Source organism: Pantoea sp. Ep11b, from assembly GCF_040783975.1.
Lineage (GTDB): Bacteria > Pseudomonadota > Gammaproteobacteria > Enterobacterales > Enterobacteriaceae > Pantoea.
In genome coordinates, this window is sequence record NZ_CP160631.1 from 1,033,224 (window position 1) to 1,046,029 (window position 12,806).

At 58.9% G+C, this 12,806-nt stretch carries 8 protein-coding genes; 1 reads left to right on the forward strand and 7 read right to left on the reverse strand.

What is annotated here, in order from left to right; all coding sequences use genetic code 11:
* Positions 1 to 2: 2 nt before the first annotated feature.
* The 4 genes from rsmA to lptD are packed head-to-tail and all read right to left on the reverse strand — an operon-like array spanning position 3 to position 5,515.
* Positions 3 to 824, reverse strand: a complete 822-nt coding sequence (gene rsmA / locus AB1748_RS04770; protein WP_111139379.1) for a 16S rRNA (adenine(1518)-N(6)/adenine(1519)-N(6))-dimethyltransferase RsmA — start codon at positions 822 to 824, stop codon at positions 3 to 5.
* Positions 817 to 1,809, reverse strand: coding sequence for a 4-hydroxythreonine-4-phosphate dehydrogenase PdxA (gene pdxA / locus AB1748_RS04775; protein WP_367396072.1), 993 nt, complete (start codon positions 1,807 to 1,809; stop codon positions 817 to 819). The genes rsmA and pdxA overlap by 8 nt, the downstream gene beginning before the upstream one ends.
* Positions 1,799 to 3,094: a peptidylprolyl isomerase SurA gene (gene surA, locus AB1748_RS04780; protein ID WP_111139380.1), complete on the reverse strand. Its 1,296-nt coding sequence runs from the start codon at positions 3,092 to 3,094 to the stop codon at positions 1,799 to 1,801. The genes pdxA and surA overlap by 11 nt, the downstream gene beginning before the upstream one ends.
* A 54-nt stretch (positions 3,095 to 3,148) precedes the next feature.
* Complete coding sequence (lptD, locus tag AB1748_RS04785) at positions 3,149 to 5,515, reverse strand: LPS assembly protein LptD (RefSeq protein WP_111139381.1); 2,367 nt, start codon at positions 5,513 to 5,515, stop codon at positions 3,149 to 3,151.
* A gap of 182 nt (positions 5,516 to 5,697) precedes the next feature.
* Between lptD and djlA the strand changes: the two genes are divergently transcribed.
* Complete coding sequence (gene djlA / locus AB1748_RS04790) at positions 5,698 to 6,507, forward strand: co-chaperone DjlA (RefSeq protein ID WP_111139382.1); 810 nt, start codon at positions 5,698 to 5,700, stop codon at positions 6,505 to 6,507.
* A gap of 58 nt (positions 6,508 to 6,565) precedes the next feature.
* Here the strand turns inward: djlA and rluA are convergent, their stop codons facing one another.
* The 3 genes from rluA to polB form a co-directional block, all read right to left on the reverse strand.
* Positions 6,566 to 7,219: a bifunctional tRNA pseudouridine(32) synthase/23S rRNA pseudouridine(746) synthase RluA gene (gene rluA / locus AB1748_RS04795; RefSeq protein ID WP_293774744.1), complete on the reverse strand. Its 654-nt coding sequence runs from the start codon at positions 7,217 to 7,219 to the stop codon at positions 6,566 to 6,568.
* Between the two features lie 41 nt (positions 7,220 to 7,260).
* Entirely contained in the window at positions 7,261 to 10,167 is a 2,907-nt protein-coding gene (gene rapA / locus AB1748_RS04800) for an RNA polymerase-associated protein RapA (RefSeq protein ID WP_367396073.1), read from the reverse strand.
* Between the two features lie 153 nt (positions 10,168 to 10,320).
* Positions 10,321 to 12,681 carry a DNA polymerase II gene (gene polB, locus AB1748_RS04805; RefSeq protein WP_367396318.1) on the reverse strand — a complete coding sequence of 787 codons (2,361 nt, stop codon included), beginning with the start codon at positions 12,679 to 12,681 and terminating at the stop codon, positions 10,321 to 10,323.
* Between the last annotated feature and the right edge of the window lie 125 nt (positions 12,682 to 12,806).

The following is a 12,806-nucleotide window of genomic DNA, read 5'->3' on the forward strand; positions in this document are numbered from 1 at the left end:
ACTTACTCCTGCGATTTTCCCTGATGATTCGCCAGCCAGTTGGCCAGCTGACAATATTGCGCGACTGAGACATTTTCAGCGCGCAGACCGGGATCGATGGACAACTCTTCCAGCGCACCGGCCGTCACCATGTGGTTCAGGCTGTTTCGCAACGTTTTGCGGCGCTGACCAAAGGCTTCGGTGGTAATGCGGCTCAGAATACGCACGTCGCTGACCGGATGAGGCGGTTCGGCAAAAGGTACCAGACGCACCACCGCAGAGTCCACTTTCGGTGGCGGAGTAAAGGCGTGCGGCGGCACTTCCAGCACCGGGATCACCTGGCAGTAATATTGCGCCATCACCGTCAGGCGGCCATAGGCTTTACTGCCCGGACCGGCAACCAGACGGTTAACCACCTCTTTCTGCAGCATGAAGTGCATATCTTTGATCGAACCAGTATAGCTGAAAAGGTGGAACATCAGCGGGGTCGAAATATTGTAGGGCAGGTTACCAAATACCCGCAGCGGCTGGCCTCGCTCCTGCGCCAGGGCGGCGAAGTCGAAGGTCATGGCATCCTGCTGGAAGATAGTCAGTTTCGGGCCAAGGAACGGATGGGTCTGCAGACGCGCGGCGAGATCGCGGTCCAGCTCGACCACCGTTAAGCTATCGAGGCGTTCCCCTACCGGCTCGGTCAGGGCACCCAGGCCAGGACCGATCTCAACCAGCGCTTCATCGCGCTGTGGATGAATAGCGGAGACAATGCTGTCGATAATGTACTGATCGTTCAGGAAGTTCTGCCCGAAACGTTTACGGGCGTAGTGCCCCTGATGGACGCGATTATTCATTACTGCTCTTGATCATAGTGATGGCGAGGTTAAGCGCCGTGATGAAGCTGCCCGGTTCCGCCTGACCCAGCCCGGCGAGTTCAAGCGCGGTGCCGTGGTCAACGGAGGTCCGGATAAAGGGCAGGCCCAGGGTAATATTTACCGCCCGGCCAAACCCCTGAAACTTGAGTACCGGCAGGCCCTGGTCGTGATACATCGCCAGAACCGCATCGGCATGTTGCAGATATTTAGGCTGGAACAGCGTATCGGCAGGCAGCGGGCCGGTCAGTCTGATGCCCTGCTGACGCAGTTCATCCAGTGCCGGTGTGATCGTCTCGATCTCTTCACGGCCCATGTGGCCGCCTTCACCCGCGTGAGGATTGAGACCGCAGACGTAGATGTGTGGCTCGGCGATCGCAAACTTCTGCTGCAGATCGCGATGCAGAATCGTGATCACCTCATGCAGGCAATCACGCGTGACCGCCGCGGCGACATCCTTCAGCGGCAGATGGGTCGTCGCCAGCGCGACACGCAGCGCTTCGGTCGCCAGCATCATCACCACGCGATGTCCGCCTGCGCGATCGGCGAAGAACTCGGTATGGCCGGTGAAGGCGATACCGGCATCGTTGATCACGCCTTTGTGGACCGGGCCGGTGATCAGCGCCGCAAATTCCCCGGACAGGCAGCCGTCACAGGCGCGCGCCAGCGTGGTCAGCACATAGTCGCTGTTGGCGACGCAGAGCGTGCCCGGCGTCACCGGTTCGGCGGTTTCGACGGGCAGGATAGTCAGCGACCCCGCCTGCTGTGGCGCGGCGGCCACGCCAGGCTGGTAAGGGCGCAGGGTCAGTGGCAGACCGAGCTGCGCCGCACGCTGCTGTAGCAGGGCAGGTGAGGCGCACACCACCAGCTCAACCGGCCACGCCTGCTGGGCCAGCTGAACGGTGAGATCGGGACCAATCCCGGCGGGTTCGCCGGGCGTGATCACCACACGGGCATTACTGCGCATTGCCATCCAGAATCTTCACGTAGGCGCTGGCGCGCTGTTCCTGCATCCAGGTCTGTGCTTCTTCCGCAAACTTACGGTTGAACAGCATGCGGTATGCGCGCTCTTTCTGGGCCGCATCGGTCTTATCGACCTGACGGGTATCCAGCAGCTGAATCAGATGCCAGCCGAAAGAGGAGTGAACAGGCTGACTGACCTGGCCTTTCTGCAGACGCAGCAGCGCGTCGCGGAACGCCGGATCGAAGACTTCCGGTGAGGTCCAGCCGAGATCGCCGCCCTGGTTAGCCGAGCCGGGATCGTCAGAGTACTGCTTGGCCGCGGCGGCAAAGGTGGTTTTCCCGCTGCGGATGTCGGCCGCGATCTGCTCCAGCTGCGCGCGCGCCTGGCTGTCAGTGAGGATCGGTGAGGGCTTCAGCAGGATGTGGCGTGAATGCACTTCGGTGACGGAGACATTTTTGCTCTCGCCGCGCAGGTCGTTCACCTTCAGGATGTGGAAGCCCACACCGGAACGGATCGGCCCGACGATATCGCCTTTTTTAGCCGTTGCCAGTGCCTGCGCAAACAGGGTCGGCAACTCTTCGATTTTGCCCCAGCCCATGTTGCCGCCTTTCAGCGCCTGGGAGTCGGCGGAATAGGTCACGGCCATCTTGCCGAAGTCAGCGCCATTTTTCAGTTCGCCCACCAGCTGTTTTGCCAGCGTCTCCTGCTCGTCAACCTGCTGCTGCGTCGGGTTTTCCGGCAGCGGCAGCAGAATGTGGCTGACGTTCAGCTCGGTGCCCTGGCTGTTCTGAGAGCCGATCTGGGCAGCCAGCGTATCCACTTCCTGCGGCAGAATAGTCACGCGACGACGCACTTCGTTGTTGCGGACTTCGGCAATCGTCATCTCTTTACGGATCTGCGCACGATAGACGCTGTAGTTCATGCCGTCATAGGCCAGACGGCTGCGCAGCTGATCGAGGCTCATGCGGTTCTGTGCTGCGATGTTCTGAATAGCCTGGTCCAGCTGCTCGTCGCTGATCTGAACGCCCGCTTTCTCGCCCATCTGCAGGATGATGTTGTCCATGATCTGACGTTCCAGAATCTGATGGCGCAACGTTTTATCATCTGGCAGCTGCTGATTGGCCTGCCGGGCCTGAGATTTGACCGTGCTCATCATGCCGTCCACGTCACTCTCAAGAACCACGCCGTTATTGACTACGGCAGCAACTTTATCAACGACTTGTGGTGCTGCGAACGCGGTGTTGGCACTGATTGCCACACCAAGAATCAGCATTCTCCAGTTCTTCATACTTTATCCATTGTTGGTTCCGCACTGCGGGATTGCCTGTCAAACATCACAACATCAGAAAGCGGGCTGGTAAGGAATAATGCCCTGACGCAGCATATCGTTGGTGCCTAAGCCGTAGTTAGGACTCAGACCACGCAGCTCAATGTTGAATGAGATTTGGTTGTCATATTTACTGTCGTTGTTTTCCCAACCGTTAATTTTGCGCTCGTAACCGACCCGGATCGCGTAACAGCATGAGCTGTACTGCAGGCCCACCAGCTGCGATGCCGGACGCGTGTTGCGGGTATCGTAGTAGTAAGCGCCTACCACAGACCATGCATCCGCAATCGGCCAGCTGGCCGTGGTGCCGACCTGTGAAATCCCATTTTTAAAGATAGGATTGGTCACCAGCGCACTGTTGTTCAGCGCACTGGCCACATATTCCGGGCTGCTGTAACGATAGCTCAGCTGCACCATGCGGTCGGCATCGCGACGGTATTCCAGGACGGTATTGCCCTGAGAGACGTTGTCGAGTTTGGTGTCATACTGCAGACCACCCCGGACGCCCCAGCGATCGCTGATTTTCCAGTATGTATCGCCAGCCCAGATCAGGCTGCCGGTATCATCTTCTTTACTGGTTTGATTCACACCAGTACGAGAAGGGGTAAACGAGTAGATTTGACCCACAGAAACGTTAAAACGTTCAACCAGATCGGTATCATAAATACGGGAGGTGACACCGGTCGCCACTTCATTCGCAGACGCGATGCGATCCAGGCCGCTGTAAGTACGATCGCGGAACAGGCCGGTGTAGTCGGTCTGCAGCAGCGTGGAGTCGTACGGATAGATGTTGCTCTGATTGCGGTACGGGATATAGAGGTACTGTACCCGCGGCTCCAGCGTCTGGGTGTAACCCACCGCAGAGTTCATGTCGCGGTCAAAGACCATCCGGCCATCAACCTTAAACTGCGGCAGCGTACGGTTAACGGACTCTTTAAGCTGGTTGTTGCGATCGGTATCGATGTTGGTGTTGTAGTACTCAACATCATTCTGCTGATAGTGCGTCGCCAGTAATTTTGCTTCGGTATCCAGGCTGGCCCAGCCGTTTGACAGCGGCAGGTTCAGGGTTGGCTCAATATGTAAGCGGGTCGCTTCAGGATAACGGTCGCTGACGTTGGTGAATTTCACCGCCTGCGCATAGATCCGGCCATCGAACGGACCGATGTCGTTCTGATAGAGGTTGACGTCCAGCTGCGGCATGGCGCGATAGACGTTGTTGCTGCTGTTATCGCCGAACACCTGGAAATCTTTGGTGGAAAGCGTGGCGTCCCAGTTGGTGTCCGCATAACCAATGCTGAATTTTTGCGTAGCGTAGTTATCGGTTGAGCTGTAGTACTTCGAGTCGAGATCGTTGAAGTAGTACTTATCGCTGACCTTGGTGTAGTCCGCATTGAAACGCCAGTTCTTGTCATAGACACCGGCATGACGCCAGTAGAAGAGCCAGCGGTTTGAGCTGTCATCTTCGGCGATACCGCGCATCGCTTTGTCGTTATCGTACTGTTTGTCTGAGCCGAGGTAGTCAAATTCCACCAGGCCCGCGCCCAGCGTCGTCAGATAACGGAATTCGTTCTCAAACTGCATGCCGCGCTTACTCATGTAGTGCGGCGTAATGGTGGCATCGGCCTGCGGCGCGATGTTCCAGTAATAGGGCAGCATGAACTCAAAGCCGTTGTTGCTGCCATATTTTGCATTCGGGATCAGGAAACCGGAGCGGCGGCGATCGCCAATCGGTAACTGCAGATAGGGGCTGTAGAACACCGGCACGGAGCCGATCTTAAAGCGGGCGTTCCAGATCTCGGCCACTTCCTCTTCACGATCCTGGATCACTTCGGACCCCACCACGCTCCAGCTGTTTGAGCCAGGCAGACAGGAGGTAAAGGTGCCGTTTTCCAGAATGGTATAGCGGTTGTCCCCGCGCAGCTTCATCTGATCGGCGGTGCCGCGTCCCTGACGATCCACCATCTGATACTGACCGTTCCAGACGTTGGTATCTTTGGTGTTGAGGTTTGACCAGGCTTTCGGACCTTTCAGGATGACCTGATTGTCATCGTAGTGCACATTACCCAGCGCATCGACGGTGCGGACCGGAGCGGTCTGGTCGTTCGGCTGACGCTGATGAAGCTGCACTTCATCGGCCTGCATGCGGCTGTTGCCCTGCTCAATATTCACGTTGCCGGTAAACACCGCATCGTCGGGATAGTTCCCTTTAGCGGCGTCGGAATTGATGGTAACAGGCAGCTGATTCGCATCGCCATTGACCAGCGGGCGGTTGTAACTCGGCACGCCTAACATACACTGCGACATCAAATCGTCGGCAAAGGCTTGCTGGCTAATGGCTGCGCCGATCAGTGTGGCCAGCAGGGTAGGTATATGTTTTTTCATACGCGGTATCGAGAATTCCATGAAAACTGGCATCATGCCGACAATCGGGTCAGAGACTAACTTACTGCCCGGCGTTGCGCCAGTGTTAATCCTGGTCTGTCAGCGTTGCTGTTAGGCGCTGAGGTAAATGACAGGTATGATAATGCAATTTTCAGCCGCAAGCATGGCGAATTGAGGAGTTTATGCGCTACTGGGGAAAAGTTGTGGGTCTGGCGGTGGGATTACTTTCCGGCGCCGGCTTTTGGGGTATTGTGATCGGTTTGATCATTGGCCATATGATTGACAAAGTACGCGGTGCGCAAGGCAAGGCTTACTTCTCAAACAATCAGACCCGACAGACGCTGTTTTTCAGCACCACCTTTCAGGTGATGGGCCATCTGACCAAGTCAAAAGGGCGCGTCACTGAAGCCGATATTCAGATTGCGTCACTGTTAATGGAGCGGATGCAGCTGCATGGTGAGTCGCGCACGGCTGCCCAGCGCGCCTTCCGCGAAGGCAAACAGGCAGATTACCCGTTACGCAGCAAACTGCGTGAACTGCGCAGCGCCTGCTTTGGCCGCTTCGACCTGATTCGGATGTTTCTGGAGATCCAGATCCAGGCCGCCTTTGCCGACGGTTCACTGCATCCCAACGAGCGCCAGGTGCTCTATGTGATCGCCGAGGAGCTGGGGATTTCACGCACGCAGTTCGATCAGTTCCTGCGCATGATGGAAGGCGGCCAGCAGTTTGGCGGCGGCCAGCGCAGCGCCGGCGGTTTCCAGCAGGCGCAACGCGGACCGACGCTGGATGACGCCTGCAGCGTGCTGGGCGTAAAGCGCAGTGACGACGCCACCACCATTAAGCGCGCCTACCGCAAGCTGATGAGTGAGCATCATCCCGATAAGCTGGTGGCGAAAGGCCTACCGCCCGAGATGATGGAGATGGCGAAGCAGAAAGCGCAGGAGATTCAGGCGGCGTACGACCTGATTCGCAAAGAGAAAGGCTTCAAGTAATCCCCGGCTGCCGCGCCTCTTCTGTCACAGAGGAGGCCCGCAGTCGCTGGCGTGACTCTCAGAAGTCAGCAGGCTGACGAAACGTCATCGCATTGCCAAACGCCGGATGGGTGATAGTCAGCGACTCCGCATGCAGCAGCAGGCGGGACGCCATCGCCCTGGCGTCCGGGTGGGCATAGAAGTTGTCCCCCAGAATCGGATGGCCCAGCGCCAGCATATGCACCCGCAGCTGGTGTGAGCGACCGGTAATCGGCTTCAGCGAGACGCGCGCGCTGTTATCATCGCGATATTCCAGCACCTGATACGCCGTCTGCGCGGCTTTCCCGTTCTCGAAACAGACCATCTGCTTCGGACGATTCGGCCAGTCGCAGATCAGCGGCAGATCAACCAGCCCCGCCTCCTTTTCCGGATGTCCCCAGATGCAGGCCACATAGGTTTTAGCGGGCTCGCGCTCGCGGAACTGGCGTTTCAGTTCACGCTCGGCGTCCTTGGTCAGGGCGACAACCAGCACGCCGCTGGTCGCCATATCCAGCCGATGGACCGATTCAGCCTGCGGGAAGTCCCGCTGGATCCGCGTCATCACGCTATCTTTATTCTCGGGTAACCGGCCGGGAACGGAGAGCAGACCGCTGGGTTTATTGACTACCATAATATGCGCATCCTGATAAAGGATGTGCAGCCAGGGTTCGTGCGGCGGATTGTAAGGTTCCATGAGGCTTTCCAAAAAAAAGAGGGGCCCTGCGGCCCCTGAGCTTACTGGTGGGTCACGACAATCAGGCGCAGCGCGTCGAGACGCCAGTTAGCCTGATCGAGACTTTCCAGCACCTGTTCGCGGTTGCTTTCCAGCGCCTCGATTTCATCTTCACGGATGTTCGGGTTCACCGCTTTCAGGGCGTTGAGACGCGAGAGCTCAGCGCCCAGCTTCTCGTTCGCCTCGGCGCGCGCAGCGTCAATCAACGCACGCGCTTCGCTGACGACGCTCTCTTCACCCTGCAGCAGAATCGCATGCACATCCTGCTGGACCGCATTCACCAGTTTGCTGGCGGTATGACGGTTCACCGCGTTGAGCTGACGGTTAAAGCTCTCGAACTCCACTTTATCCGCCAGATTGGTGCCTTTGGTATCCATCAGCAGACGGATCGGCGTTGGCGGCAGGAAGCGCGTCAGTTGCAGATGCTTCGGCGCCTGCGCTTCTACCACATAGATCAGCTCGACCAGCAGCGTGCCGACCGGCAGCGCCTTGTTCTTCAGCAGCGACAGCGCGCTGCTGCCCGTATCGCCCGAGAGAATCAGGTCCAGACCGTTGCGGATCAGCGGGTGCTCCCAGGTAATGAACTGGGTATCCTCGCGTGACAGCGCCTGGTCGCGGTTAAAGGTGATGGTGCAGCCATCTTCCGGCAGACCAGGGAAATCGGGCACCAGCATGTGGTCGGACGGCGTCAGGACGATCAGGTTATCGCTGCGATCTTCCTGATTGATACCGACGATATCAAACAGGTTGAGTGCGAAGTTAACCAGACCGGTGTCGTTATCCTGCTCGCTGATGGCATTTGCCAGCAGCTGCGCCGATTCGCCGCCGTTGGAGTTCAGCTCCAGCAGACGGTCACGACCCTGTTCCAGCTGCGCTTTCAGCGCATCATGCTGTTTACGGCACTCGCTGATAAACGTATCGAAACCTTCGCTGTTTTCCGGTGCGGCCAGATAGCCAATCAGCTCTGAATGCACGCTGTCATAAATGGTGCGGCCGGTCGGGCAGGTGTGTTCAAACGCATCCAGCCCCTCGTGATACCAGCGCAGCAGCACCGCCTGGGCGGTCTGCTCCAGCCACGGCACCAGAATCTGGATGTCGTGCGCCTGGCCGATACGATCCAGACGACCGATACGCTGCTCCAGCAGATCCGGGTTAAACGGCAGGTCAAACATCACCAGACGGCTGGCGAACTGGAAGTTACGGCCTTCGGAGCCGATCTCGGAGCAGAGCAGCACCTGCGCGCCATTCTCTTCGGAGGCGAACCAGGCGGCGGCACGGTCACGTTCGATGATCGACAGACCTTCGTGGAATACGGCGGCCCGGATGCCTTCACGCTCGCGCAGTACCTGCTCCAGCTGCAGCGCCGTGGCCGCTTTGGCACAGATCACCAGCACTTTCTCTTTGCGGTTGCTGGTGAGATAGCCCATCAGCCACTCCACGCGCGGATCGAAGTTCCACCAGGTGCCGCTGTCGCCTTCAAACTCCTGATAAATCTGTTCCGGGTAGAGCAGGTCACGCGCCCGCTCTTCGGCGCTCTTGCGCGCACCCATAATGCCGGAAACTTTGATCGCGGTCTGATACTGCGCGGGCAGGGGCAGACGGATCTGGTGCAGTTCGCGTTTCGGGAAGCCTTTAACGCCGTTACGGGTGTTGCGGAACAGGACGCGGCTGGTGCCGTGGCGGTCCATCAGCATTGAGATCAGCTCCTGACGCGCCTCCTGCTTGCCGTCGCGATCGCTGTTGGCCACCTGCAGCAGCGGCTCGATATCCTGTTCGCCGACCAGATCGTTGATCCGGTTCATCTCCTCCTGAGAGATCGCCTTGTCCGCCAGCAGCGCCGTCACGGCGTCAGCAATCGGGCGGAAATGCTGCTGCTCTTCTACAAAGGCAGCAAAGTCGTGGAAGCGATCCGGATCGAGCAGGCGCAGACGGGCGAAGTGACTCTCCATTCCCAGCTGCTCCGGCGTCGCGGTCAGCAGCAGTACCCCGGCGGTTTTCTCTGCCAGCTGTTCGATCACCTGATATTCACGGCTCGGTTCGCCTTCTGACCAGGCCAGGTGGTGCGCTTCGTCGACCACCAGCAGGTCCCACTCGGCATCAGCCAGCTTCTCAAGGCGCTGACGGTTACGGCGCACAAAGTCGAGCGAGCAGATAATCAGCTGCTCGGTTTCAAACGGGTTGTCGCTGTCGTGCTGCGCTTCGGTGTAGCGATCGTCATCAAACAGCGCAAAGCGCAGGTTGAAGCGACGCAGCATCTCGACCAGCCACTGATGCTGTAAGGTTTCCGGCACTACGATCAGGACGCGTTCGGCACGGCCCGCCAGCAGCTGCTGCTGGATGATCATCCCGGCTTCAATGGTTTTTCCCAGACCCACTTCATCGGCCAGCAGCACGCGCGGCGCATGGCGGCGGCCCACATCATGGGCAATGTGCAGCTGGTGAGGGATCAGGTTGGTGCGCATACCGCGCAAGCCGCTGATCGGCAGGCGGTACTGCTCACTCTGATATTTACGGGCGCGGAAGCGCAGGGCAAAGCGGTCCATCCGGTCGAGCTGGCCGGCAAACAGGCGATCCTGGGGTTTGCTGAACACCAGCTTGCTGTCGAGCATCACCTCGCGCAGCATTACGTTGCTCTCTTCGGTATCCAGACGGGTACCGATGTAGGTCATCAGGTCATTTTCGTTGCGGACGTCATCGACGCGCATCTGCCAGCCTTCGTGGCTGGTGATGGTATCACCCGGATTAAAGATGACGCGGGTAACCGGCGAATCGTTGCGGGCGTAGAGGCGGTTTTCCCCCGTGGCCGGGAACAGCAGGGTGATCATGCGGGTATCGATCGCCACCACGGTGCCCAGTCCCAGTTCACTTTCCGTATCACTAATCCAGCGCTGACCTAATGTAAAAACCATATATTTTTTGCTCGAATTTTAACGTTTTTAGAGGTGTTTCCCCAAACTCAGGCAATAGCGTTACCGCCAGACAGCAGGGTCTGGAGCGTACTTAAGAGCGGTGAGTTTCAGGAAGGGCGCTATGGTACTGGATGGCAGGGCGTTCGTCACCTGTCAAAAAAGACCCAGCTGCCCGGTAATCAGTGTAGCAAAGTCCCCCTCCACAAAGGGCAGGATCCCCTCGGCAACGGGCTGAAGTTGTCGGGTCACGTAGTGATCATAGTCCAGCGGAGTGCTGCGCGCCTCCAGCGGCTCGGGACCCGCCGTCGCCATGACGTAACGGATCCGGCCGCCGTTCTGATACTGCAGCGGACGGTTTAATTTGCGGTTCTGCTCGTCGGCCAGCCGGGCTGCGCGGACGTGCGGCGGCACGTTTCGTTCATATTCCTTTAACGGACGCCGCAGACGCTTTTTATAGATCAGCTGATCGTCGAGTTCCCCCGCCAGCAGCTGCGCCACCGTCTCCCGGATGTAATCCTGCCAGGGTTCCCGGTGGAAGATGCGGTGATAGAGCTGCTGCTGAAAGGTTTTTGCCAGCGGCGTCCAGTCGGTCCGTACCGATTCCAGTCCCTTGAAGACCATGCGCTCACCGCCTGCATCGCGGATCAGGCCCGCGTAGCGTTTTTTACTGCCCTGTTCGGCGCCCCGAATCGTCGGCATCAGAAAGCGGCAGAAGTGGCTTTCATACTCCAGCTCCAGCGCGCTGGTCAGCCCCTGGGTCTGTTGCAGATGGTCGCGCCACCAGGCATTCACTTTCTGCACCAGCTGCTGACCAATCGCGGCCGCCGCCTCCTCGCTATGTGCTGATTTCAGCCAGACAAAGGTAGAGTCGGTGTCGCCGTAGATGACATCGTAGCCTTCCGCCTCAATCAGCGCGCGGGTCTGCTGCATAATGGCGTGACCGCGCAGCGTAATCGAGGAGGCAAGGCGCGGATCGAAGAAGCGACAGGCGCTGGTGCCCAGCACGCCATAAAAGGCGTTCATGATGATCTTCAGCGCCTGCGACAGCGGCTGGTTGTTCTGTTTTTTCGCCGCTTCGCGGCCCAGCCAGATCTGCTCAACAATCGCCGGCAGGCAGTGGGTCTGCCGCGAGAAGCGCGCTTCCCGGAACCCCGCCACCGAATCGGCATCATCGGGATGAGCCAGGCCCTCCACCAGCCCGACCGGATCGATCAGGAAGGTACGGATAATAGAGGGGTAGAGGCTCTTATAGTCCAGCACCAGCACCGAGTCATAGAGGCCGGGGCGCGAATCCATCACATAGCCGCCCGGGCTCGCTTCCGGCGCGATATCTCCCCGGTTCGGCGCGACAAACCCCGCGCGGTGCATCCGGGGAATATAGAGATGACTGAAGGCCGCCACCGAGCCGCCGTGGCGATCCACCGCCAGGCCGTTGACCGCCGCGCGTTCCAGCAGGAACGGCATAATCGCCGTCTTGTGGAAAATGCGCGTGACCAGCTCGCAATCTTTCAGGTTATAGCGCGCCAGCGCCGGTTTATCGTTGGCGAAGCGCCAGTTGATCTCCTCCATGCGCTGCCAGGGGTTATCGATCGCTTTCCCTTCGCCCAGCAGCTGCCGGGAGACCGACTCCAGGCTGAAGGAGGGAAAATCCCAGAACGCCGATTTAAGGGCTTCAATGCCATCGATAATCAGGCGGCCGCTGGCCTGGGCGAAGAAAACGCCAGGCTTAAAGCCATGTTCGCGCCACTCCAGCGCGGCCTGCTGGCGCCCCAGGCGCAGCGGGATGCCGTAACGATCGGCATGTTTCTGCAGCACGCGCAGGTCAAACTGCACCACGTTCCAGCCAATCAGGACATCCGGATCGTGCCCGGCAAACCACTGGTTCAGCGCCTCGATCAGCTGCGGACGGCTGTCGAGATAGATCAGGTCGAAATCGAGGCTGCTGGCGTCGCCGTTGGCCGGGCCGAGCATATAAACCTGACGCTGACCGCAGCCCTCCAGCCCGATGCAGTAGAGCTCGCCATGCTGGGTGGTTTCGATATCCAGCGACACCCACTTCAGCGGCGGGCGATAGTCGGGATGCGGCTTAAGCCGCGTATTGACCACGCTGTCGCCCTGCTGCTCGCCATCAAACCAGACGGGCGCGGTGATAAACCGCTCCATCAGATAGCGCTCCGGCGGGCGGATATCGGCCTCATAGACCGGAATACCCTGTTCGCGCAGCCGTTTTTCAATGCGCTGAAGCTGCCGGTTCTGCGGACAGTAGAGGCCGAAAACCGGGCGACGGCGGAAATCTTTCAGCGCCAGCGACTGAATCCGAAACTGCCGCTCATCCTGGAGCAGCGCGCTGACCTGCGCCTGAAACGCCTCAGGGATAAAGGCCACGGACTCCTGCACCGGCAGCACCACGCGCTGCGGGCCCGCATCGGTGGCGAGCCAGAGGATAATTTCCGTGCCATGCGGGCTGTCGCGCCAGTGGCGGGTGAGCACAAAACCTGCGCGGGGCATCATCAGCGGTTCTCCGGACTCAGCATTTCAGGGATGAGAAAACCCGTTAAGTATACCATGGATATTTATACAGTTCCCGCGGCTGGCTTTTGTCAACATTGCCCTACAATTCTTGCCTTGACGCTGTGTGG

Bases quoted from the DNA above. Each gene is read 5' to 3' on its own strand.
- rapA (WP_367396073.1), bottom strand. From the start codon at position 10,167: ATGGTTTTTACATTAGGTCAGCGCTGGATTAGTGATACGGAAAGTGAA.
- surA (WP_111139380.1), bottom strand. From the start codon at position 3,094: ATGAAGAACTGGAGAATGCTGATTCTTGGTGTGGCAATCAGTGCCAAC.
- pdxA (WP_367396072.1), bottom strand. From the start codon at position 1,809: ATGCGCAGTAATGCCCGTGTGGTGATCACGCCCGGCGAACCCGCCGGG.
- lptD (WP_111139381.1), bottom strand. From the start codon at position 5,515: ATGAAAAAACATATACCTACCCTGCTGGCCACACTGATCGGCGCAGCC.
- rsmA (WP_111139379.1), bottom strand. From the start codon at position 824: ATGAATAATCGCGTCCATCAGGGGCACTACGCCCGTAAACGTTTCGGG.
- djlA (WP_111139382.1), top strand. From the start codon at position 5,698: ATGCGCTACTGGGGAAAAGTTGTGGGTCTGGCGGTGGGATTACTTTCC.
- rluA (WP_293774744.1), bottom strand. From the start codon at position 7,219: ATGGAACCTTACAATCCGCCGCACGAACCCTGGCTGCACATCCTTTAT.